Raw genomic sequence first — 24,191 nt, 5'->3', positions numbered from 1 at the left:
GGGTAGGTTATGGCTTTGCCACTGTTGATGATAGTCATCGGTCTGATTGTGTTGGTTTGGAGTGCCGATATTTTTGTCGAAGGAGCTGCGGCGATAGCGCGTTTTCTGGGTATGTCGCCGTTATTAATAGGTATGGTGGTGATTGGTTTCGGTACCTCCGCGCCGGAATTGACAGTGTCCGCCTTGTCGGCCTGGCAAGGTAATCCGGGGATAGCGCTGGGTAATGCTTACGGTTCGAATATTACCAATATCGCCTTGATTCTCGGTGCCGTGGCGCTGATTAGTCCCATCGTAGTGCATTCGCAAATTATCAAAAAAGAGCTGCCGGTGTTGTTTGGGGTGACGATATTTGCACTCGGTCAAGTATACGACGGCGATCTGTCGCGGATGGACGCGGTATTGGAGCTGGTGGTGTTTGTCGGGGTGATGACCTGGATGATCCGCCAAGGCTTGAGCAAAACTGCCGAAACAACTGACGTGTTGGGCGAGGAGATGGCCGAAGAGCTGGAGCAGCGCAGCATGTCTTGCGCCCAGTCTGTGATTTGGCTGATCAGCGGATTGCTGCTGTTGGTGATCAGTTCCAGGTTATTGGTCTGGGGTGCGGTAACTATTGCTCAGGATTTGGGGGTCAGCGATTTGGTGATCGGTTTGACTATCGTCGCCATCGGTACTTCGTTGCCCGAGCTGGCATCGTCGATTGCCGCCGCCCGCAAAGGCGAACACGATCTGGCCTTGGGTAATATCATCGGTTCCAACCTATTCAATACGCTGGCTGTAGTGGGATTGGCCGGGGTCATTCATCCGATGTCGATTCCACTGGAAATCGTTAATCGCGATTGGCCGCTGATGGCGCTGTTGACGGTGTCGCTGTTCTTTTTGGGTTATTCCAGTAAAGGCGAGCAAGGCCGGATCAATCGCGTCGAAGGCGGGATATTGTTGGCTATTTACGCCAGTTACACCGTGTATCTGATCAACACCGTAGTGAGCGCTTAAGCATGTCCTTAGAAAAACGTTTGGGAAATATCGCCTTTCGTTGGGGCAACTGGCTGCTGTACTCGCCGGGATTAGTGTTACTTGCCTCGGTAATCTTGGCGTATCTTGCCGTGCAATACACCGGCAATCATCTGACCGTCAACACCGATACCGCGGAACTGATCGCGCCGGAAGCGCCGTTTCAGCAAAACCGCCGCAAGTTCGAACAACAATTCGGTCAGGAAGTACACACGCTGTTACTGGTGATCGAATCTTCCAGTCCGGAATTGACCAAAGCCGCTGCACAACGCTTAAGCCGCGAACTGAGAGCCGATACCGAACATTTCACCAAGGTCTATCGGCCGGATGAAAACGCGTTTTTCCAACGCAACGGCTTGCTATATCTGGATACCGATAAGTTGCAGGATTTTTCGGTGACACTGGCGCAAGCCCAGCCGTTTATCGGCCGAATCTCGCAAGATCCCAGCCTGAACGGTTTTTTCTCGATCTTCGAAGACGCGCTGAACGCGGAAACCAAGACCGAAGAAGTGCCTATCGATTTGATGTCTTTGATCGACAAGGTCAGCAACTCGCTGCATAAGACGCTGAACGGCGAAACCGATTTGCTGTCCTGGCAAAAACTGATCGCCGAAAACAAGATCAGCGAAGAACAATCGGACAAAGCCTTTATTTTCGTCACCCCGAAATTCGACTACAGCCAGATTTTGCCGGTAGAACCCGCAATCAAGGTGATCCGTCAGGCCGCCGACAAAATTCAGGACCCCAATCTACCGGCAGTCAAAGTCTGGGTGACCGGTGAAGTGGGCTTGGAACATGACGAAATGGCCGGGATGAGTGAAGGTACTTTTACCGCCAGCATCTTTTCTATCGTGTTGGTCTGCGGCATTTTGCTGGTCGCTTACCGTTCCTGGCTGTTGATGCTGGCGACCTTGTTGACGCTGGCCTTGGGTATGGTATTTTGCGGTCTGTTCGCCTCCGTGGCGGTCAAACAGCTAAATCTAATTTCGGTGGCCTTCGCGGTGTCCAATATCGGTTTGGGCGTGGAGTATGCGATCCACTTTTGCCTGCGCTACCGCGACAATCTCGACCTCTACGGTAGCGACAAAGGCAAGGCGATTCGTTCGGCATTATTGGCGACCAGTCCGTCCTTGATCCTGTGCGCCGGTACCACTTCCATCGGTTTGTATGCCTTTATTCCCACCGATTATCAAGGTATTTCCGAGTTGGGTTTGCTGGCCGGTACCAGCTTGTTTATTTGTTTATTCATCACCTTGACCGTGTTGCCGGTGCTGCTTAAGGTGTTGCCGAATCCGCCCGTGCATCAATTGCATGGCGAGCAACCCGGCGCGACAAAATTTACCCACCTGCTGGCCCACTTTACGCTGCACTATGCCAAAGCTATTTCCTTGCTGACGTTGCTGGGTGCGGTCGTTGCTGTGTATTTTGTGTTTCAGGTGCAAACCGATTTCAATCCCTTGAATCTGCGTGATCCGCATACCGAGTCGGTGATTGCCTTCAAGGACTTGATGAAGGAGCGCGATACCTCGCCGATGACCTTGACCGTTTTGGTGAAAAACGAAGACGAAGCCAGGGCTACGCAGAAAAAGCTGGAGAGCCTGAAAACCGTCGACAAAACCGTCAGCTTGTTCGATTTTGTGCCTGACGACCAGGAAAGCAAGTTAGGTATCATCGACGACATGGTGCTGACTTTGGGGCCGCAAAGCCAGTTTTTCCCGCAGTTAAAAACCGGCACCGATCCGCTACCGGCAATCAAGCGCATGATCGCGGCGATAGACAACAACCTGCCGAAAAAAACCAATCCCGCCGACATCAAATCGCTGCAAACCTTTAAACAACAGTTGCAAGACGTGATGGAGGAACTGGAAGCCAGGTTTCAGCCTGACCGTGGCGTGTTTATCGAGAAAATTCAAACATCGTTGCTCGGCACGCTGCCGACCGTAATGAACCAGCTTCTGATTGGTTTCCATGCGGAAGAAATCATACCCACCAGTATCCCGGCGGAAATCAAGGAGCGTTGGCTGAGTAAAGACGGCTTGTATCGTATCCAGATTTTTCCTAAGGAAGATTTGAACGATCTCGGTAACTTGCAGACTTTTATCACCGATGTGCAGGCCGTGGCACCCAATGCCACCGATTTGCCGGTGATGTATTGGGAGTCCATGAAAGCGGTGATAGGCGCCTTCCAGGAAGCCATCATCATCGCCTTGGTGGCGATTGCCTTGCTGTTGATGTTCATTCGCCGCAGTATCGTCGATACCCTGTTGGTGATGACGCCTCTGGTACTGGCTGGCTTGTTCACGATGGCGACCACCGTGTTTACCGGTACGCCTATCAATTTTGCCAATATTATTGCCTTGCCTTTATTAATGGGGCTGGGTGTCGATAATGGTATCCACATGGTTGAAAAACTGCATCACTCCCTGTCGGAGGATCAGAATATTTATCAATCCAGTACCGCGCGCGGCATGTTCTACGGCGCGTTGACCACCATTTCCAGCTTTGTCGGTCTGGCATTTTCGCCGCACCAAGGCATATCCAGCATGGGACTGGTGATCACTATCGGTATTTTCTGGATTATGACGTGTACGTTTGTGGTGCTGCCGGCGATCAGCAAGCTGGTTTTGAAAAAAACTGTGCATTTAGCCTGAGATATTGAAAAGCTTAGCCTAGACTTATCCGGCAACTTACATGGCGGCCGGTAAAGCGAGTGGATCCAGGGTAAGTTTGGATTTTATATTTAACTTTTAGCTTTTAGAGGCAACCATGTTTGTAATCATTGGTTATGTGATCATTTTGGGCTGCGTATTGGGCGGCTTCATGATGGCCGGTGGCCACTTGGGAGTGCTTTGGCAGCCGGTGGAGGTGCTGATCATCGTCGGTGCCGCCTTTGGTTCCTTTTTGGCCAGTAACTCCTTAGCCACCAGTAAGGCAGCCATGGCTGGCGGTACCGCTACGCTGAAAGGCAGTACCTATACCAAGGAATACTATATGGAACTGCTGATGAGCTTTAACGCGCTCAGTCAGAAGGCCCGCAAGGAAGGCTTGCTGTCCCTGGAAAAAGTCGTGGACGATCCGGAGGGAAGTTCGATTTTTGGGGAAAAAATCGTGCATGACCACCATCTGATGGAATTCATTTGCGATAAGCTCAGGCTGATTCTGACAGGGGTTGACGTCAACCAACTTGAAGACATCATGGATGCGGAAATTGAAGTGCACCACGCCGAAGGCAACGAGCCGATCAAGGCCGTGCAAAGGGTCGGTGACGGTATGCCGGCGTTCGGTATCGTTGCGGCGGTAATGGGGGTGGTGCATACGATGGAATCGGTAGGGATTCCGCCCGCGGAATTGGGCAAGCTGATTGCTGCGGCGCTGGTCGGTACCTTCCTGGGTATTCTGGTGTCCTACGGCTTTATTGGTCCTGTGGCCTCGGTGATGGAGGCGCGGCTGGAAGAAGAGGGGAATGCCTATAAGTGTACCCAAAAAGGCCTGCTGAATTGCGCGAAAGGCACTTCGCCGGCGATGACAGTGGAGTTCATGCGTACCGCCATTCCTCACCACGTCAGGCCGGGCTTTACCGAACTGGAAGAACAGTTGAAAGCCGGTAAAGGGTAAGCAGCGATGGCCGAACAACCCATAATCATCAAGAAAATCAAGAAGGCCGGTCACGGCGGTCATCACGGCGGTGCCTGGAAAATTGCCTATGCCGACTTCGTGACGGCGATGATGGCCTTCTTTTTGTTGATGTGGTTGCTCGGTTCCACCGACGAGAAAACCAAAAAAGGCATTTCCGAATATTTCCAGAATCCCTTCGGCGTAGCTATTACCAATAGCAGCGGTGAAGGTACCGGCGACCGCACCAGTATCATTCAAGCCGGCGGTCAGGACTTGAAGTCGCAAGAGGAGGGGCAAGTGCATCAGGGGGAAAATACCCCGGCCGAACCAACCCCCGAGGATATCGAAAAGCTCGCGGAAGAGCAGGAAAAACTCAAGCTGGAAAAGTTGCAGGAAAAAATCGAGGACATGCTGAAAGCCAATGACAAGTTGGCGGAATATAAAGATCAGATCAAGCTGGAAACCACCCCTGAAGGTCTGAAAATCCAGATTATCGATGCGCAAAACCGGCCGATGTTCAAACTGGCCAGTTCGGGTATCGAAACCTACGCGCAAGCCATCTTGCGCGAACTGGCGCCGGTAATCAACGAATTGCCAAACAAAGTCACCATCAACGGTCACACCGACGCGCTGCCGTTTCCCAGCAATCGCACCGGCTATTCCAACTGGGAGTTATCCAGCGACCGGGCCAATGTGGCGCGCCGCGAGTTGACCCAAGGCGGTCTCAGCGAGGATAAGGTGCTGCGCGTCGTCGGCCTGGCGTCCAGCATTCCTTACAAGGGTGATGTACCGAACGATCCGATGAACCGGCGGATTTCCATCGTGGTGATGAATAAAAAGACCGAAAATCAAGTTCTGCACGATGGCGCCGAAGATAAACCCGGTAGCAGCGATACCACGGTTCCCGGCCTGCCGGCCATATCGCCGACGATTCAGCAAAATACCAAAATTACCGGGGCGGATGGCGCTGCGCATTAGCCGGGAGTCGTCAATTTGCGCAGCGCATCCACCTTGGTAACTGGGCTCCCGCCGACGCGGGAGCGACGATATTCAAGAACCCCAAAAATAAGAAATCTATCCGGCGATGCAGTTATTCAAGGCTTTGCTGAGCCAGCTGCTGGCCTATGGCGTGATGCTGGTTTTACGCGCACTGTTCCCCCTGCCCATTAGCGTTTGGCAAGCTGTCGTCATTCAGGCTTGCTTAGCTGCGCTGTTCTCGCGGGGGTTTCGCCAGCCTGTTTGGTGGCTGCCCATCCATTTGCTGTTCATGCCGACCGTATTGCTGGGTCTGAGCTGGCAAGTGCCGGCTTGGCTGTATCTGCTGATATTACTGCTGCTAACCCTATTATTTTGGGGGACAGTGAAAGGTGATGTTCCTCTGTTCTTATCATCTTCTGCCGTCAGCGATACGCTGATTGAGATAGTGCAAAGCGAGGGTGCGCAAACGTTTGTCGATATTGGTGCCGGTCTGGCCACGGTTGTGGTGCCGCTTGCAAAAGCCCGGCAGGACATGGCTGTAGTGGCCTTAGAGCGAGCACCGCTGCCCTGGCTGCTGGCAACATGGCGTTGTCGTAATCTGACCAATGTCCGGGTCGGACGGTCCAGTTTCTGGGAGCAGGATTTACGGGAGTTCGATGTGGTATTCGCCTTCCTGTCGCCGCTGGTGATGACAAAAATAGGCGAAAAAATTCGGCGGGAAATGCGGGCCGGATGCTTGTTTGTCTCGTCCTCCTTTCCCATTCCGAATAGTGAACCTGAATCGGTTATAGAACTCAATGATCGCCGGAAAACCAAGCTGTATTGCTATCGGATAGGCCGGTTTTAGGGGAATGCCGTTGAGTTAAGAACTTGTAGGTGCGAATTTATTCGCACTATGGGCGCCAAAGGTCGAATAAATTCGACCCTACGCATGCCATCTCTAAACCTAACTTCCCGCTCTAGGCCCTGTGCGTGCGGAAGATAAGGAATTGTGCTTTTAGGTGTGCGTATTATTAAACTCCGGTACCAGTTGTTTCAAGCCGGCCAATAGTTGTTGGTTATCGTAGTTCCGGCAGACTAGCTGTAAGTCTTCAATCTGTTTAGCCCATTCCACGGAGTCGTAGAGTCGGGCTTTGGCCAGGCGCAATTTCGCGTGGCTGGTTGCCAGCAATTGCTCCTGGTCATGGAATAATTCTTCGTAGAGTTTTTCGCCGGGCCGCAAGCCGACAATTTTAATCTCGATGTCTTTGTTCGGGACTTTGCCGCTCAGGCGGATCATTTGCTCCGCCAGGTAAGTAATTTTCACCGGTTCGCCCATATCCAGCACGAACACTTCCCCGCCCTGGCCTATGGTTTCTGCCTGCATGATCAGCTGGCAGGCTTCCGGAATCGTCATGAAGTAGCGGGTAATATCCGGATGCGTCACCGTGATAGGGCCGCCGGCCTTGATTTGTTCTCTGAACAAGGGCACCACGCTGCCGGCAGAATCGAGCACGTTGCCGAAACGGACCGTGGTAAAACGGGTGTTACCGGTTTGATTCAGGTTTTGGCAAAGGATTTCCGCCGCCCGTTTGGTCGCGCCCATCACGTTGGTAGGATTGACGGCCTTGTCGGTGGAAATCAGTACGAAACGCGCCACGCCTGCTGCAATAGCCGCTTCCGCTAGGATCTTGGTACCGATCAGATTGTTATGCACCGCCTCGCGGATTTGATTTTCCAATAAGGGCACATGTTTATAAGCAGCGGCATGAAACACGATTTCTGGTCGTTGCCCGCTGATTACCTGCTGCACAGCAATAGGGTCGGCGACATCGCCCAGTACCGCCTGATGCGATAACTCTGGAAACAGCCGGTTTAAGTCGGCGTTGATTTTGTACAAATTAAATTCGCACTGATCGAACACGATCAACTTGCGCGGTTGTGCTCTGGCCAGCTGCTTGCAAAGCTCGGAGCCTATGGAACCGCCGCCGCCCGTGACTACAATAACTCTATCGTGCAGGTGGTTTTTTATGCCGGGCCAATCCAGTTTTACCGGCGTGCGGCCCAGAATATCTTCGATGGATACGCTACGCAGGTTGGCGGTGGTGACCGCGCCGCTCAGCAGTTCTTTAACCGACGGCAAAGTCTGAAAATCCACCGAACAGTTTTCGCAGATTTCCACGATACGGCGCATCTGCTGGTCGCTGGCCGACGGCACGGCGATCAGCACTGTTTCGATATTCCAGCGCTCCACTAATTCGGGTATTTGCTCGACCGTGCCGGCGACGCGGATGCCGCGAATCTCGCGCTTATATTTGCCGTGGTTGTCATCGACGAAAATGATTGGCACATAATCACTATCGATATTCGCCAACAAATCTCTTACCAACATTTCCCCGGCGGACCCGGCACCGACAATCAAGGCGCGCCGGCCGATGCGTTCCGCGAATGTCTGTTCTTTCCAAAAGCGATAAACCAGACGCGGAATGCTGAGCAAGGAAAACAAGATCAGCACATACAGCGGCACGACCGAACGTGGCACACCGTGCAGGCGGTCGTATAAAAACAAGGCGGAGGCAATAAAAAAAATACCGGTCAACACGGCTTTACCGATGCGGATCAGGTCCGGCAACGAGGAGAACCGCCAAACGCCGCGATACAAACCAAACACCCAGAACAAACTGACCTGGATAGCGATAACCCATGGCAGGAACAATAAGGCCGAATAAAAAAATTCGTCGGGGATGTCTTGCAGATTAAAGCGCAGCCAGTAAGCGCCGAACCAGGCCAGCGGAATCATGGCCAAGTCGTGCACAAAGATGGTGGTGCGGGAGCGAAATTTTAGGGTCACGAGATAACCAACTCGGTTTGGCCGGCCTTAAACCGGTAAGCCAGATAGATTAAGGGCAGATAAGCCAAAGCAATCCCGGCCAAAGCATGGCTGGGATGCTTAAATATCCATAGAGAGACAGGCAGCAGCCAGCCGCAATTGATTGCCCAGGCTGCCAATAACACCGGCAAATGTCCATACCGTTTGGCTGCGTGTTGGTAAGTGTGCGAGCAATGCGCCGCGTACCATTTTTGTCCACTAAACATCCGAACCGCCAAGGTATAGCTGGCATCCACGATAAACGCACCGAATAAAATCAGCCCGCAATACAGCAGCACGGCGGCCTGTTGCGCGGCCAGTAAAATCAATAAACCCAGCAACAGACCGATAAAGCCGCTGCCGACATCGCCCATGAAGATTTTCGCTTTCGGCCAATTCCAAAACAAAAAGCCTGCGCAAGCCGCCGCCAAACTAAAGGCGACAGAGCAAAGGCTTTGGTCGATAAAAAACAGATAGCCTGCCAACGCCGACGAGACGAACAGCGCTTCCGAACCGGCGATGCCGTCGGTACCGTCCATGAAATTAAACAGGTTGAGAGTCCACACCAAAAACAGCGCTCCCAACGGATAGCCCAGCCAGGAGAGATTTAAGGTTAAGCGCCCGAAGATGGCGTCGAATGGCGCGGGGATCAATACCACGGGAAGGCCGCCCAACAATTCCAGGGCGATAATTGCAGCCACTAAATGCGTCAAAAAACGCCAGCGCGCGGCCACTTCGCCGTGATCGTCGCAAAAACCGATAACAGCTACCAACAGCGTGGAGCCCAGTAAGGCTAAGGATGTACCGGTTAATTGACTATCGAAAAACAGCCAGAGAGCGGCCGCAAAGAATGCCAGCACGACAGCCAATCCGCCGCCGCGCGGGGTTGGCACGCTGTGAGAGCTACGTTGGTTAGGGATGTCTAGCACCTTGTAAGTTAAGGCATAGCGGCGAATCAGGCCGGTCAATACGACGGCGAGCAGCAAAATAACAATGAAAAGCAGTAGCACGCTAGATTAACTTAGGTGGCGAATAATATCGGGCAGGGCTTTCCAGAGCGTGTGTCGAGGTTGAAAACCCAATTCGCGGCCGATTTTAGCAGACGAATACCAAGCCGAACCGGTTAATTTTTCCAGGCTATCGCTATCGATGGGAAAGCGCCGCCCCGTTAGCCGGCCAAAACCATCGCCCAATCTCGCTAAGCTGGCTAGCAGCGGCATAGGTACCGACCAGGCAACGGGCGGTTTGCCGAGAGCGGCTCTGATCGCGTCGTAAATCTGCCGGGTGGAATAGTTTTGTTGATCGGTGACGATATAAATTTGTCCGGCTGCTTCGGGCTTCTCGGCAGCCAACAAGGCGGAGGCAATCACGTCTTCTACATGAACCATGGAACGTTGGTTACCGGACTCTGCCAACGGTGGAAATATCCCGCGTCGGACCGCTTTTATCATCCTCGGCAAGTTGCCTTTCTCGGTATCGCCGTAGACCATACTGAGTCGCAACACCACGGGATGCGGAATATAACCGCCGTGCAGCACCAGTTGCTCCGCCTCGTATTTGGATAAGCCGTAAGAGTCGCTGGCCGGCTCGTTAAGCGTTTCGTCCATGGGTTGACGGCTACTATCGCCGACCGCTTTCACGCTGCTGAAGAACACAAAGCTTTTTACTCCGGCCTGTTGCGCCGCTTCCAGCAATTTGCGCGTGCCTTCGGTATTCACTTCCCGGTATTCGGCTGCATCCTGCCGGTTCTCCGCCAAGGCGTGGGCTTTACCGGCCAGATGAAACACCACGTCTATACCGGCGCAAAGTTCCGCGGGGCAAGCTCCCGGTTTTGCAAAATCAAAAGCTATGTTGTCCGGGCTATGTCCGGCGCGACTGCAAGTTCTTACCGCATAACCTTGGTTCATTAAGGCCTGGCACAGCTGCGAGCCGATAAAACCGCTGGCGCCGGTGACGAGAGCCTTAGTCATACGCTGTGTTGCCAAAAGCACATAATTGTTGACAGCTATCTAAACGGCAATTGGCGACGGCGCGTCATTGGAGGTGAAGTGCGATTGCAGGTCATGAGTATTCGAGAGCGGGTAGCCTAGTTATTGATTGCTGCCATGCTCTGCAAACACCTCGTACTTACCGTCTTTATCGAAGGAAACCACCTTGTAGGCGTCTTGTTGCCCACCCATTTCCATGCCGGGGCTGCCCATCGGCATGCCCGGCGCGGCGATGCCCACTATTTTGGATTTGCTTTGCAACAGTTTCTGAATGTCGGCGGCGGGCACGTGGCCTTCGATGACATGACCGTCCACGATAGCGGTATGACAGGATGCCAGCTTCTCAGGCACGCCGAAACGGGCTTTGATGGTCTCCATGTCTTCGCTGATCACATCGTTGATTTTGAAACCGTTTTGCTTGGCATGTTCCAGCCATTTGCCGCAACAACCGCAAGTGGGGCTACGATAGACTGTCATTTCCAGCGGCTTTCCGGCTTCTTCAGCAGACGGGCTTTGGCTGCAAGCCGCCAGTAATAAAACCATTAGTTTTGCTGCTCTCATAAATACCTCTTTATTCGCCGTGTAGTGTAACGATGATAGTGCGATTGCCGGCATGATTGCGATGCTCGCATAGATAAATGCCTTGCCATATCCCCAAGGCCAATTGGCCATCGCTGATCGGAATGCTTAGCGAGCTGCCCAATATAACGGTTTTAATATGAGCAGGCATATCGTCCGGCCCTTCGAGCGTGTGGCGGTAGTATGGTTCATTTTCCGTTACCGCCCGGGAGAAATAACTTTCCAGGTCCCGGCGTACATCGGCATCCGCGTTTTCGTTGATCGCCAGCGATGCCGAAGTATGTTGCAAAAACACATGTGCCAAGCCTATTTCAATTTTATCCAGTTCGGCTAGCTGGCCGACGATTTCCCGCGTGATCAAATGAAAACCGCGCGGTTTTGCGGCAAGCTGGATGCGTTTTTGAATCCACATGGCGAGAATGTTAAAAATTGATAAATGTTGGAAATTTGGATGGCTGCAAATTATTCAGCGAATCGTAAAACTCCGCAATTGGTCCTCTAATCCCGGAGCAATACCGCAAAGTTGAGGTAGATAATTCCTTCTCCCTCCGGGAGAAGGTTAGGATGAGGGAGATTAAAATCAATTATTTACACCCCTCACCCCAGCCCTCTCCCGGAGGGAGAGGGAGGCGTAACTTAGCGGCATTGTCCTTAAGTGTAAATGCCCTTATTTATCGATGATATTGCGGACTCAATTCCCGTACCGCATCGACCATGGCTTTAACGTGTTCCGGATTAATGTCAGGCAAAATGCCATGGCCTAAATTAAATACATGTCCCGAGCCATTGCCGAAACTTTGCAGCACTTTGCCGACTTTCTCGCGGATCACTTCTGGTTGCGCATATAGCGTGATCGGGTCCATATTGCCCTGCAACGCCACCCGGTCGCCGACGCGGGCGCGCGCCTGACCGATGTCGGTTTGCCAGTCCAGGCCCAATGCGTCGTAACCGGTATCGGCCATCGCTTCCAGCCACAGACCGCCGCCCTTGGTAAACAAAATGGTGGGGATTTGCTTGCCATCATGGCGGGTATTTAACAGCTCGCGAACCTGCCGGGCATAGCGCAACGAAAACTCCAGATAATCGTCGTGGCTGAGCATGCCGCCCCAGGTGTCGAACACCATCACCGCATCGGCGCCGGCAGCGATTTGCGCATTCAAATAAGAGGCAACCGATTGTGCCAGCTTATCCAGCATCTGGTGCATGAGCTGCGGTTGTTCGAACATCAGGCTTTTCACTTTCTGAAAGCTTTTGCTGCTTTTGCCTTCCACCATGTAGGTGGCCAGCGTCCAGGGACTTCCGGAAAAACCGATCAAGGGTACCCGGCCGTGCAGATTGGTTTTGATCAAGCGCACTGCGTCAATCACATAGCGCAATTCGGTTTCCGGGTCGGGAATCGGCAGTTTGGCGATGTCGGCGGCGGTTCTAACCGGGTTGGCAAATTGCGGGCCTTCACCTTCGGCAAACGAGAGACCTAAGCCCATCGCATCGGGAATGGTCAGAATGTCGGAAAATAAGATGGCAGCGTCGAAATTAAAGCGTTCCAGCGGTTGCAAGGTCACTTCGCAAGCCAGTTCCGGATTGGTGCAGAGCTGCATGAAGCTGCCGGCCTTGGCGCGCACTTCCCGATACTCGGGTAAATAACGTCCGGCTTGGCGCATCATCCAGACGGGTGTGCGCTCGACAGGCTGTCTTAACAGGGCTTTTAAGAATAAGTCGTTTTGTAAGTTGGTCATTCGTTTTGATTGGGGGTGAGAATCAGCGGCGGCTTTCTTTTTGTACGGCCCGGAAGCGCTTTTCCATGGCCTGCTTAAACTCGCCGGGCATGACGGCTTTAAGTTGAATCGCTTCGGCGGCGGTTTGGAAAGAGCCGTAAATTACCACGTATTTTTCCTGTTCGCCTTGTTTGATCGGATAGAACTTCAGGCCGTCGCGGTAATCGGCGTATTTTCTTTGGAAACGCAGCGCCGCATCTTTACTGGACAACACCATGACTTGCAGCGTGAAGTTGCCGGCCGGTTGCGCCATGATCCAATCCTGATCGCTGCCTTCGAAGGCGGGTTTGGCAGGTTTGTGTTCCACGGGCTTGGTCGCGGCTTGGACGGGCGGTGGCTCTATAGCGGGCGTTGCAGGTTTTTCCTGCTGCGGCTCGGTTTTGGGTTCCGGAGGGCTGGCAGTGGCTGGTGCACTAATAGTTTCGCTGGCAACAGGCTGGCTTGCTGGCTGTTTGTCCGTGTTATTTGGAACAGGATTGGCCGGCTTAGGCTTGTCCTGAACGGGGGCAACGGCGACCGCATCGATAGTTGGTGCCGGTTCCGGCTCGGCAGCTTTAGGTTCGGGCAATGCTGCAACCGGGGTTGGTGCTATTGGTATTTCATTTGCCGGCGCCGATGGCTCTATGGGTGCTGGTGTTGCCGGAACAGGCAGACTTTCGATCACAAGCTTGTTGGTGTTTTCGCTTTGACTGGCAATCGGCGCATTGCCGGCGGGCTGTTCAATAATCATGTCCAGCGGCAATAAAGATTGCACCGCATAGCCGGCCCCGGTTAAAACGCCGGCGATTGCCAACCATAATCCCACCTTGCTGCGTTTTTGGCTTTGGTAATTAGCCAATTTAGGCAATTGAGCCAGAATCTTGCCGGGGATACCGTTGCTGGCGCGGTATAAATCTTCGATCAGGCTGTCGCTGATGGCGTTGAAGGACACCACCGCGCCGGGCTGCGCCGACAGGTTTTGCAAATACTCGCCGCATTGCTTTTTGCTGAGCGGTGGCAGTTCGATGAAATGACATTCTTCCACCCGTTTGTCGGTACCGCTTTTGATGTGGAATTGATCGTGATTCATCGCTAACACCAGCCGTAAGCCCGGCAGCGAGTCGGCAAACTCAATCAGCATCGTGATCAAACCGGGTACCAAATTGCCGGCATCGTCGATCAGCAGCACCACTTTTTGTTTGGCGCATTTGTCGCGCAGCGCGCTGAGATCGAAAGCCGAAGCCTTGGCGATGTTCAGGCCGCGTAATAAATCATTGATCAGGCTTTCGAAGCTGGAGTCTGCTGAGGCAGGCAGCAACACGACTTCCCACATATCCTTGCGATTTTGCCTGACAGTCTCCAATAACGTGGTTTTACCGATGCCTTCCGGGCCGCAGACGATCAGCGATTGCTGCAAATTGGCCAGCAAGTGCAGCAGCAAATCCAGTTTTTGCGAGCGCTCCAGCGTAATCAAGGCCCGTTCGGTATTGTTGACCACGGAGCGCTTTTGGTAACTGTAAGTCAGGTCGTCGTTATCCAGCATAGCCGTTCAAGGTTGCCTGCAATTGCGCCAGATCGACGTTGACGGGGAGAGAGGCTTTGCCGACCGCTTCCAGCAAAATCACCCGAATTTTGCCGTCGACATTTTTTTTATCCACGGCCATCAAATCCACATATTGCTCGGTCGTCATTTCCGTGGGAGGAGTGACAGGCAAATTGGCGGCCTGGAACACGGCGATAATCCGATTGACGTCGGCATCATTCAGCCAGCCCAGGCGTCGCGATAAATCGGCGGCAAAACAAGTGCCGATAGCCACTGCCTCGCCGTGCAGATAATGGCCGTAGCCGCTGCCGGTTTCGATGGCGTGGCCGAAGGTGTGGCCCAAGTTTAGAGTAGCGCGCACGCCGGATTCGAACTCGTCTTCGCCGACCACTTCGGCTTTATTGATGCAGGAGCGCTCGATGGCATAAGCCAACGCGTCTTTATCGCGCGCCAGCAATTTCGGCATATTCGCTTCCAGCCATTCTAAAAAGCCGGGGTCGCGGATCAGACCGTATTTAATGACTTCCGCCAGGCCAGCCGACAACTGTCTGTCGTCAAGAGTATCCAGCACGTCAGCGTCGGCGATGACGCATTGCGGTTGATAAAACGCGCCTATCATATTTTTACCCAGCGGATGGTTCACGCCGGTTTTGCCGCCGACGGACGAATCGACCTGAGCCAATAGAGTGGTGGGGATCTGGATAAAGGCGATACCGCGTTGATAGCAGGCTGCCGCAAAGCCGCCCATGTCGCCGATCACACCGCCGCCCAAGGCAATCAAAGTGGCGTTGCGGCTAAATTTTTTGGCGAGCAATTGATCGAAGACTTTTTCCAGATATTGGAGTGTTTTGTACTGCTCGCCGTCTGGGAGAATGACTGTTTCGACTTGATAGTCGCCGCCCAATGCCGTCTGCAATTTGGCCAAATAAAGCGGGGCGATAGTCTCGTTGGTAACGATCAATACCTGCTTGGAGCGAATATGTTTGGTCAACAGTTCCGCTTGGGCCAGCAAGCCGGCGCCAATGTAAATCGGGTAGTTTCTGTCGTTATTTAGTGCAACTTGCAATTCTTTCATGATCTTCTAAAGCAGCCTGATATTGCTGCAAAATGGTTTTCACCACGGTTTTAGTAGGCAATACGCCGGAGTCGATTTTAAAGTCGGCGCATTCTGTATAAAGCGGGTCGCGTTGCGCCAGCAGGGTTTGCAGGCGTTGTCTGGGGTTGTCGGTACGTAGCAGCGGGCGTTGCGTATCGTGCTTGGTGCGATGCAGGATTTTGTCGATAGAGCAGTGCAGATACACCACGAAACCGTTTTGCTTTAATGCTGCCCGATTTTCCGGCATTAACACCGCGCCGCCGCCGGTAGCCATCACTATCCCTTGCAACGCCGATAAATGACGGATCACGGTTTGCTCGCGCATCCGGAAGCCTTCTTCGCCTTCGTAAGAGAAGATCGTCGGAATATCGACGCCGGTGCATTCCTCGATGACTCTATCGCTGTCGTAGAACGGCCATTGCAAGGCTTTAGCAAGCTGTTTGCCTATGGTGGTTTTACCCACACCCATCAGGCCGATCAAATAGATATTTGCCGCTGGTTTCATTGCATTGGCTGGTTTCGCGCATTAAAAACCGGAGCATTATGCCCACTTTTTGCAGGGAGTTAAATTTTAGATGCCGGGCGTTAGCTTTTGAAGGGCTCTAAAAATTAAAGGAATCCCCTTCTATCACGGGAGAAGGAGGGGTGAGGAACATAAAAATAGGAAATTCACCTTATTTAATTCTCCTCACCCCAACCCTCTCCATCAGGAGAGGGAGTTTATTGGTCAACTACGCCCGACATTGCCCAGCCTCGTGCACCCATGCAGTCGTCCTGCAGGGAGGGAGTCAAATTAACGGCTCTTTACTTTCATAGGCTAATGCTATTAAGTTTGGAGTATTCCCTCTCTCCAAGGGAGAAGGGGTTTCCTCGGCTTTTACCGATTCTCTTAACTCAAGCACAGTCAGATGAATGGCTTCCATTACGGCAGGCGTATCTTGTAAAACCTCATGATTCCAAAATCTAAGTACTCTATATCCCAGCTGTTGTAAATAATGGCTTCTGTCTTGATCGTATTGCTTTTGATCAGCGTGTTGTCCGCCATCAACTTCAATTACCAACTTGGGTTCCAGGCAAACAAAATCAACGATAAATGGGCCGATAACCTGCTGTCTACGAAATTTACAGCCCAACAATTGCCGATTCCTGATCTGTTGCCAAATCACTCGTTCGGCGTCGGTTTGATTTCTGCGTAGTGAACGGGCCAATTCTTTCATTGCAAAAGCCTTTTTTGGATTCCCTCACCCCTGCCCTCTCCCGGGGGAGAGGGAGTTATCTTTCCGATCTAGATGGGGCGATCCTAATTTAGTCTAGCTAATAAAAATACCGGTATTCCCCCTCTCCCTCAGGGAGAGGGCTGGGGTGAGGGGAGTTAAAAGTCCCGGCAAAACTAAATTTTTTACCCCTCAAGCTAACTAAACCCGGATTAACGCAAACACTCAACCAAACTGCGCCGCTATCTGACCCTGAATTTTTTCCGCCATCGCTTTACGATCAGCCGCATCGCGGATGGGTCTGCCCACCACTATATAATCCGCGCCGTTTTGAATGGCCTGTTCGACGCTTACCGCACGTTTTTGATCGTCGTCTTCGCGGTTGTCCACCGGCCGGATACCGGGAGTGATGACCAGCAGCTTTTCGCCCAACTGTTCCCGAATCATCGCCACTTCCAGGCCGGACGAAACAATGCCGTCGCAGCCGATTTGCAAAGCGCGTTTGGCGCGTGATAACACCAACTCACGCACATCGCACCGAAAGCCCAAGTCGTCCAAATCGCCGCGATCCAGGCTGGTTAACGCGGTGACGGCCAAAACCTTTAAGTCGCCTTTCGCTGCTGCTGCCGCTTCCATGATGGAATCGTTGCCATGGATAGTGGCCAGGTCCACACCTTTATTGCTCAACGCTTTAATTGCGCGACCCACCGTGGCCGGAATGTCAAAAAACTTAAGATCGACAAATACTTTTTTATCACGTGCCTTCAGCCATTCTATAAAACCGAAATAATCACCCGACATGAACAACTCCATGCCTACTTTGTAAAAAATCACCGCATCACCCAACTCTTCGACCAAGGCTTGCGCCTCGGCGATGCTGGACACATCCAGGGCCATGATCAGGCGCTCGCGGACAGGAATGGCTTTAGCTGATATGAAAGAATCTGACATAGGAAATTATGAAATAGTCTGTTTACTTGGTTAAGGGTGGCGTTTTTATTGGTGAGCTTGGCAAGACCTGCTAAAGTGGCTTGCAAGCAACGTTGAATTTTCAGTCGGCATTCGAGTACCAAATGCTGCGCTTGCGATGTCGCTAAGAATTAGTGCCTAGCGGTTTACATGCCGCCGCAGGCGTTTCATTAAACTTTCATTAAGCTGAAATAATTTTGGCTTAAAGTCCTATAATCAGGCAGGCAAATGATCCACTCATTAAGCTAACCAGTATATTTGATATGAATCAGTTTCGCCCAAAAGGATTTATCAGGCCGCTACAGCCCGAATTGCAAAGCATTAAGCGGGCAATGGACACCGCGTTGATTTTTATCACGCTATACATCTCTCTGCATATTTATGGCGAGACGTTCAGTCGTGAATACCTAGGCTTATTCATTGTTTGCACGGTGCTGTTCGGTATTTTTGCCGAGCACCAGGAAATCTATCACGGCTGGCGTGGCGATCCCCTGTTTGACGACGCCGTGCGGATATTGTTGTCGTGGATAGTGGCCTTTGCGCTGATTGCCAGCAGTTTTTTTGTATTCGACCTTGGGTTTGAATACTCGCGGCAAGTATTGGAGCTTTGGCTGCCGCTGGCACCACTCAGCATCATCATGCTGCACTCGCTACGCCGCTCGACATTGTCTTATTTGCGGATGCACGGGCTTAATACCCGAAATTACGCGATTTTGGGCGGAAATTCATTAGGTAAGCGCCTTAACGCCGCGTTGACAGAAATGCCGTGGCTTGGATACAGCTTTGTGGGATTTTTCGACGACCGTATCGAGAATAAACAGCGTCGGCTCGATGAAGACATGGTCGATGTTATCGTTGGCGACTTTAAAGAGCTATTGGAAAGAGCACAGCGCGGAGAGATAGATCATATCTACATCACCTTGCCCCTTCGTGCGGAAAAGCGAATCAACCAATTGATTCGAGAGCTGGCCGATAGCACCGTGTCGGTCAACATTGTCCCGGACTTTTTTACCTTCAATCTGATGCAGTCCAAACTCAGCAGCGTAAAAGGTATTCCGGTAGTCAGCGTCTTCGATACGCCCTTAAATTCGTCGCTGGATGGATCGGTCAAACGCCTTGAAGATTTATTGTTGTGCGCGATCATCTTGCCGATTATCGCTATTCCGATGTTGATCATCACCATTGCGATCAAAATTACGTCGCCGGGACCGGTCATTTTTAAGCAAATGCGTTACGGCGTTAAGGGTGAGCAGATTGAGGTTTGGAAGTTTCGATCAATGTCCGTGTGTGAAAATGGCGACAGCATCAAACAAGCCACGGCCAACGATAGTCGCGTAACGCCCTTGGGCGGTTTTCTGCGCCGTACCTCGTTAGACGAATTACCGCAATTTCTAAACGTGTTGAGCGGCACCATGTCCGTGGTTGGTCCACGGCCCCATGCCGTGGCGCACAATGAATACTACCGCAAACAGATCCAGGGCTATATGCTGCGGCACAAAATGAAGCCCGGCATCACCGGCTTGGCGCAAATCAGCGGTTGTCGCGGCGAAACCGAAACCATCGACAAAATGGAAAGACGGATTCATCACGACCTGGAATACATCCGCCAGTGGTCAGTCATTTTAGATTTAAAGATTGTGGTATTAACAATTTTCAAAGGATTTGTGGGGCAGCAGGCTTATTGACTAAAAGCTCCTCTCTTTTGAAAAAAAGAAAGCTATTAAGTTTAGCCCCCTCTCCTTGCGGGAGAGGGTTGGGGTGAGGGGAATTAAAAAGGAAGCTCTGACTAAGTCCTTACACCGGCTAACCACGAACAGTATTTTATTAATTCCGGTCGAGGTAACCTGTCGAACCACCTTGTACTCTGAGGGGCTGACCGGAACCAAATTGTTTAGAGCGTCCTAAGGTGAATTACTCGTTTTGGTTCCCTAACCCCAATTTTCCATTTTGTGCCCTTTGGGTATGTATGAAGGCAATGTAGTTAAGTTAAGAGTTGAATATGTTGTAGGGTCGAATTTATTCGACCTTTGGCGCCCATGGCGAGAATAAATTGGCACCTACAAGTTTTAACTTAGCGGCATTTAGTATGAAGGGAGAAAAGGTTTCTTTAATTTTTAAGCGGACCTTTTCATAAGCTTTAATTCTACTTTGTCAGCTTGGGGTATCACATTGCCGAAGGTCGTTATTCCGGCATGGATTGCCGGAACCCAGGTTCCATGGACGGTTAGAAGCTCGCCATCCATAAGGCTGGATACCAGCTCTTGTGATCTTTGGGTGTCCCGGCGGATATGACGGACTCTGACCAAGTAGAATTAAGAGCGCCCAACAGAAATCGATAACTGGAATGTGGAGACCAAGAAATGAATCAAAGACATCCACGGCCAATATATGGCACTGCAACATACGAACATAAACCATGCGATTAACGCAACAACAAGCCGACATCTTAAAGTGCATCGCCGCTGACGTGTTTGGAACGCAAGCAAGCTTGCAATTATTTGGCTCGCGTACCGACGATACTAGACGTGGCGGCGACATAGATTTGTATGTAAAAGGATTTAATCAAAACCTTGAAAAAACCTTAGATGCCAAACTGCGTTTTCTGGTTAAAGCCAAGCAGGCACTTGGCGACCAACGTATCGATTTAGTATTTGCCCCAGCAGAGGGGCGGGAGCAACTGCCCATTCAGCGTGTTGCGGAACAGACAGCTATTCCGTTATGAATAAACAAGAACGCATCGAATTTAAACTTCGTCCAGCACTACAGGAATGTTGGTTGCATCAGACGCGATTGCATGCAGCTTGGCAAGAAGCCATAAATTTCTCCGCCATTAAAGATATCGCAATCCACGAACTAAACGATGCGGAAGTTCGTACACTCGACCAACTAGTGTTCCGTTTCGGCAAATTGCAGGATGCTATCGGATCGAGATTATTGCCTGCAATTTTACAAATACTGCAAGAATGGCAGGAACACGAAGCTTTCCTGGATAAGCTAAACCGGGCGGAGAAAATTGGTTTATTGCCATCCGTAGACAAATGGTTATTGTTGCGCGAACTGCGTAACCAAACAGCACATGAATACCCTGAGCATCCTGAAGTCGTAATAGCCAACCTGCGGCATCTTGTGACACATGTACCCATGCTCGAACAGAGTTTTCTGCATTTAGCGGGCGCCGCAAATGCGCGGATTTTAACCCCAAATCAACAAGATAATGGCTCACCCTGAAAGCAAGCGCAAACTAGCAATGGTATTTATCGCGTCGAGCATCGCATGGATAGCGATACTTTTCATCGAATCATCACAGCCGCCGGCTGCAATAATGGGTGAAGTTTCTGGTTTGGATAAAGTGGCACATTTTATGGCATTTGGTGTGCTGGTGCTGCTGGTTTACGGAGTCACGTCAAATATAAGACCAGAATCTGCAATGTATGAGTCATTTATTCCGGTAGTGATTGTGACAATCATCGGCATAACTGATGAGCTTTATCAATTATCAAATCCCAGTAGGGCGTTCGAGTTATTGGATTTATTGGCTGATATTAGTGGTGCAGTTATTAGTTTGAGTTTATTCAGATTTATATTTAAGAGAAGATTGGGGCGGCGTTACCTGTTATCAAAGTAAAAGAGGTTATTGCCTATTGACCACTGCTGGGTCAGGTAATAAAGTTTGTGCGAAAAGATTATGAATGTCTCATCGTCTTAGTCGACTAAATGCCTAAAGAATTAGGGTGGGGGAAAGTAATTTATTCTAGCCGCAGATTGAAAAAAATTATTAAGGCTTAATTAATATTCAGCAAAGCGGGTGATTAAATTGAATAAAAAAGACAGGCTCGTGGATATAGATAAGGCTAAAGGATTTGCAATTTTTCTTGTTGTGGTCGGGCATATCGTCGCAGCAGATACGCCAGCAGGAAATGAATGGTATGCTGTGCTTAAATTTTATATCTATAAGTTTCATATGCCATTTTTTATGTTCATATCCGGGGTGATAATGGCATATACATTTCCTGTTATTAAAAATGGTGAAGATTACTTTAAGTATATTTTTAGAAAGCTAAAAAGGTTAGTGCCGGGATATGTTTTATTTGGTGCTGTAATTTATATTGGCAAATTGGCTTCTTCAAAAGTGATGCATGTTGATCGTTTGCCAGGGAATGTATATTCCGAGCTATATAATCTTTTATTAGTGCCGTCTCAGAGCGCCGGAGGGTCGCTTTGGTTTATCTATGTTTTAATGGAAATGTATATAGTATTTCCATTGGTAATGGTGTTTTTTATTAAAAGGCCGGTGCTTATTATATTGGCTGGTTTGATTGCTGAGTTTATGCCAGTATCTAATGTTTTGATGTTGGATAGGTTTTGCGAATACTTTATATTTTTTGCGATAGGTGTTATCGTTGTTCAGTGGTATCAAGAATATTTAAACGTTATCGATAGATATAGATATTATGTGATTGCATTATTTATTATGTCATTTGCCACGGTGGAATTCGTTTCCCCGTTAGTTTCAAAAATCATTATAGGTTTTTTCTCTTTGCCTGCTTTACATTCAATGATGAGGTTTACGGTTGATGCGACTCTTTCTATTTGGGAAATATTCGGTAATTATACCTATAGCATATACCTAATGAATACAATCTTAATCGGTCTTGCAAAAGGTGTAATATTGATGTTTTTTACTTGGGATGGGGCTAATTTTTTAATGATATCGCCCGTTTTGCTATTGGTAGGATTATTTGGGCCAATCTTTGTAAAAAAATATATATTTAAATATGTGCCTATTTTAAATTCAGTAACAAGTTAGTGGGATTTCTGGATAGTCGTTGTTTTAGTTGTTGCTGACTATATATTACGCTTTAATTCTAAGGGATTGTAAGCCATGGGCAAATATTTTATTTCGTTTCGCTGAATATGGCTATAAATTTATATCATAAAATACTTGGATATAAAGTTAGTTTGATGGAATGGGCTTATTATCGTGTTGAGCCCAATTTTAGCGCGCCTGTTTCTTGGGTTTCTGAGCAGTATGGCCCCGTAATTAATTTATGAGGGTGTGCCGGTAAATATATTCGGCGTATTAATTAAAGTATAGAGTTGCTAAATATAATGAGTGTGTTGCATAGCATAAAATGGAATTATTTGGGTGCCTTATTCAAAGGTGTCTCCCAGTTAGTGGTGCTTGCCGTAATGGCTAGGTTATTAAAGCCTGAAGAGTTTGGGCTAATGGCTTTAGCGTTAGTGACCATAAAATTTGGTAGCTATTTTTCAGACTTCGGCCTATCCGCAGCAATTCAACAGAAGAAAGAAATAAATGACACTGATATACAAGCTTCGTTTTGGTTCTCGTTAATCGCAGGGTTATTGTTTTGTTTAATTATTTATTTTCTGGCAGAACCGCTGTCACTTTTTTTTGACACGCCAGAATTAGCACCAGTAATAAACATAGTTGCTATAAGTTTTATATTGATTGGGGTGTCCGCCACACCAATTGGTCTATTAAAAAGAAATATGCAGTTTAAGTTTCTGTCTATTGTGGAGTCTATTAGTTATTTAATCAGTAACGGCGTAATAGGGGTTCTAATGGCTTATTATGGTTACGGAGTATATAGTCTTGCTTTAGCCTATCTTAGCCAACTCTTATTCGTGTTTGTCGCAAGCTATTTCAAAACTAGGCATTCAATCAGAATTAATTTAAAAATATCCGATTACAAGCATATTCTAACGTTCGGCGGCGGATATTCTGTAGCTAGCTTCATGAGCTTCATTGGCTCCAATATAGATCATCTGCTGATAGGAAAGTATTTCCCCGCAGCTGAGCTAGGAATATGGAACAGAAGTAGAAATATAATTTCCATGCCTTCCTATAATTTATTGGTTTCGATAACCGGGGTGTTACTGCCTGCGTATTCGAAACACCAACACGATAAACAACAATTCAGCGAGTTATACATTAAAAGCTTAGTAATAACTGGGTTGTTTCTGGTGCCAGTTGCGGGTGGAATGTTTGCTGCTGCGCCACAGTTGGTTGATGTTTTATTGGGCAAAAACTGGCAAAACGCAGTAATGTTTGTGCAAATATCGGCGTTATTCGTACCAATAGAAATGCTTGCTAGTGTCGCCGCGACTGCTTGCAGTGCTATTGGCGCTTTATCAACACAGATTAGAATTCAAACATTATTATTATCTATTTCCACGCCTATAATGCTATATTTTGCATTGCAGCAGAAATTAGAGTTAATACTAATAACCCTTGCTGTGTATTACTGGTTAAGATTTTTTATTTACCTATTTGTTTTTGGAAAAAGGCTGGAAATAAGGCCGATGGTTCATTTTGAAATTGTTTTCTCTCAATTGATGGGAGCTGCATGGGTTGGCGCGTTGATTTATCTCACGGCACATTATTGTTGGAGATTAAATGCATTTCAATTATTGCCAATTGAAATCGCTGTAGGTGGCGTAGGGCTATTGACATTTGTTATCTTTGGGCCTGCAAAGCGGGTTAGAGAAATAATTCGTAGCTTTTTAATCGCCCGCAAAACGAGTAATGAGCTAAACACAATAGCTAGAACTGTTTTAAAGAAGGGATATTGAGT

At 49.6% G+C, this 24,191-nt stretch carries 22 protein-coding genes; 11 read left to right on the top strand and 11 right to left on the bottom strand.

Annotation, left to right across the window (positions count from 1 at the left end; all coding sequences use genetic code 11):
- Positions 1–9: 9 nt before the first annotated feature.
- The 5 genes from A1332_RS12010 to A1332_RS11990 all read left to right on the top strand — a co-directional run bounded on the left by A1332_RS12010 (position 10) and on the right by A1332_RS11990 (position 6,451).
- Entirely contained in the window at positions 10–993 is a 984-nt protein-coding gene (locus A1332_RS12010) for a calcium/sodium antiporter (RefSeq protein ID WP_064008725.1), read from the top strand.
- A gap of 2 nt (positions 994–995) precedes the next feature.
- Complete coding sequence (locus A1332_RS12005) at positions 996–3,662, top strand: MMPL family transporter (RefSeq protein WP_064008724.1); 2,667 nt, start codon at positions 996–998, stop codon at positions 3,660–3,662.
- A 115-nt stretch (positions 3,663–3,777) separates the two neighbouring features.
- Positions 3,778–4,626 (top strand): flagellar motor stator protein MotA, encoded by an 849-nt coding sequence (motA, locus tag A1332_RS12000; protein ID WP_064008723.1) that lies wholly within the window; start codon positions 3,778–3,780, stop codon positions 4,624–4,626.
- A 6-nt stretch (positions 4,627–4,632) separates the two neighbouring features.
- Positions 4,633–5,604 carry a flagellar motor protein MotB gene (gene motB / locus A1332_RS11995; RefSeq protein ID WP_064008722.1) on the top strand — a complete coding sequence of 324 codons (972 nt, stop codon included), beginning with the start codon at positions 4,633–4,635 and terminating at the stop codon, positions 5,602–5,604.
- Positions 5,605–5,710: 106 nt separating this feature from the next.
- On the top strand, positions 5,711–6,451 hold the full coding sequence (locus A1332_RS11990; RefSeq protein WP_064008721.1) for a hypothetical protein: 741 nt from the start codon (positions 5,711–5,713) through the stop codon (positions 6,449–6,451).
- A 150-nt stretch (positions 6,452–6,601) separates the two neighbouring features.
- Here A1332_RS11990 and A1332_RS11985 read toward each other — a convergent pair whose 3' ends face one another.
- The 11 genes from A1332_RS11985 to pyrF form a co-directional block, all read right to left on the bottom strand.
- Positions 6,602–8,434: a polysaccharide biosynthesis protein gene (locus tag A1332_RS11985; RefSeq protein ID WP_064008720.1), complete on the bottom strand. Its 1,833-nt coding sequence runs from the start codon at positions 8,432–8,434 to the stop codon at positions 6,602–6,604.
- A complete protein-coding gene (locus A1332_RS11980) occupies positions 8,431–9,462 on the bottom strand; it encodes an MraY family glycosyltransferase (protein WP_064008719.1) in 1,032 nt (343 codons plus the stop codon). Before A1332_RS11980 ends, A1332_RS11985 begins: the two co-directional genes overlap by 4 nt.
- A 6-nt stretch (positions 9,463–9,468) precedes the next feature.
- Positions 9,469–10,422: an NAD-dependent epimerase/dehydratase family protein gene (locus A1332_RS11975; protein ID WP_064008718.1), complete on the bottom strand. Its 954-nt coding sequence runs from the start codon at positions 10,420–10,422 to the stop codon at positions 9,469–9,471.
- 120 nt (positions 10,423–10,542) lie between these two features.
- The gene (locus A1332_RS11970; protein ID WP_064008717.1) at positions 10,543–11,001 is read right to left on the bottom strand and encodes a DUF411 domain-containing protein; all 459 of its coding nucleotides are present in this window, start codon (positions 10,999–11,001) and stop codon (positions 10,543–10,545) included.
- A gap of 10 nt (positions 11,002–11,011) precedes the next feature.
- Entirely contained in the window at positions 11,012–11,431 is a 420-nt protein-coding gene (locus A1332_RS11965) for a secondary thiamine-phosphate synthase enzyme YjbQ (protein ID WP_064008716.1), read from the bottom strand.
- Positions 11,432–11,690: 259 nt separating this feature from the next.
- Positions 11,691–12,755, bottom strand: a complete 1,065-nt coding sequence (gene hemE, locus A1332_RS11960; protein ID WP_064008715.1) for a uroporphyrinogen decarboxylase — start codon at positions 12,753–12,755, stop codon at positions 11,691–11,693.
- 22 nt (positions 12,756–12,777) lie between these two features.
- Positions 12,778–14,316, bottom strand: a complete 1,539-nt coding sequence (locus A1332_RS11955) for an AAA family ATPase (RefSeq protein WP_064008714.1) — start codon at positions 14,314–14,316, stop codon at positions 12,778–12,780.
- Entirely contained in the window at positions 14,306–15,391 is a 1,086-nt protein-coding gene (gene aroB / locus A1332_RS11950; protein WP_064008713.1) for a 3-dehydroquinate synthase, read from the bottom strand. Before aroB ends, A1332_RS11955 begins: the two co-directional genes overlap by 11 nt.
- Positions 15,363–15,917, bottom strand: a complete 555-nt coding sequence (locus A1332_RS11945) for a shikimate kinase (protein ID WP_064008712.1) — start codon at positions 15,915–15,917, stop codon at positions 15,363–15,365. Before A1332_RS11945 ends, aroB begins: the two co-directional genes overlap by 29 nt.
- A gap of 283 nt (positions 15,918–16,200) precedes the next feature.
- Positions 16,201–16,629 carry an endonuclease domain-containing protein gene (locus A1332_RS24790; protein ID WP_082879666.1) on the bottom strand — a complete coding sequence of 143 codons (429 nt, stop codon included), beginning with the start codon at positions 16,627–16,629 and terminating at the stop codon, positions 16,201–16,203.
- A 222-nt stretch (positions 16,630–16,851) separates the two neighbouring features.
- The gene (gene pyrF, locus A1332_RS11935; protein WP_064008710.1) at positions 16,852–17,577 is read right to left on the bottom strand and encodes an orotidine-5'-phosphate decarboxylase; all 726 of its coding nucleotides are present in this window, start codon (positions 17,575–17,577) and stop codon (positions 16,852–16,854) included.
- A gap of 281 nt (positions 17,578–17,858) precedes the next feature.
- Here pyrF and A1332_RS11930 point away from each other — a divergent pair, with 281 nt between their 5' ends.
- The 6 genes from A1332_RS11930 to A1332_RS11905 all read left to right on the top strand — a co-directional run bounded on the left by A1332_RS11930 (position 17,859) and on the right by A1332_RS11905 (position 24,189).
- On the top strand, positions 17,859–19,280 hold the full coding sequence (locus tag A1332_RS11930; protein WP_064008709.1) for an undecaprenyl-phosphate glucose phosphotransferase: 1,422 nt from the start codon (positions 17,859–17,861) through the stop codon (positions 19,278–19,280).
- Positions 19,281–20,011: 731 nt separating this feature from the next.
- Positions 20,012–20,317, top strand: coding sequence for a hypothetical protein (locus A1332_RS11925; protein ID WP_064008708.1), 306 nt, complete (start codon positions 20,012–20,014; stop codon positions 20,315–20,317).
- Positions 20,314–20,823 carry a hypothetical protein gene (locus tag A1332_RS11920; RefSeq protein ID WP_064008707.1) on the top strand — a complete coding sequence of 170 codons (510 nt, stop codon included), beginning with the start codon at positions 20,314–20,316 and terminating at the stop codon, positions 20,821–20,823. The genes A1332_RS11925 and A1332_RS11920 overlap by 4 nt, the downstream gene beginning before the upstream one ends.
- The gene (locus tag A1332_RS11915) at positions 20,810–21,220 is read left to right on the top strand and encodes a VanZ family protein (protein WP_064008706.1); all 411 of its coding nucleotides are present in this window, start codon (positions 20,810–20,812) and stop codon (positions 21,218–21,220) included. The genes A1332_RS11920 and A1332_RS11915 overlap by 14 nt, the downstream gene beginning before the upstream one ends.
- A 189-nt stretch (positions 21,221–21,409) precedes the next feature.
- A complete protein-coding gene (locus A1332_RS11910; RefSeq protein ID WP_197491447.1) occupies positions 21,410–22,402 on the top strand; it encodes an acyltransferase family protein in 993 nt (330 codons plus the stop codon).
- A 302-nt stretch (positions 22,403–22,704) separates the two neighbouring features.
- A complete protein-coding gene (locus A1332_RS11905; protein ID WP_064008704.1) occupies positions 22,705–24,189 on the top strand; it encodes a lipopolysaccharide biosynthesis protein in 1,485 nt (494 codons plus the stop codon).
- Positions 24,190–24,191 lie beyond the last annotated feature (2 nt).

Source organism: Methylomonas methanica, assembly GCF_001644035.1.
In the GTDB taxonomy this organism is placed as follows: domain Bacteria; phylum Pseudomonadota; class Gammaproteobacteria; order Methylococcales; family Methylomonadaceae; genus Methylomonas; species Methylomonas methanica_A.
Note: the sequence above shows the minus strand (reverse complement) of the source record. Positions and strands in the feature narration are given on the sequence as shown.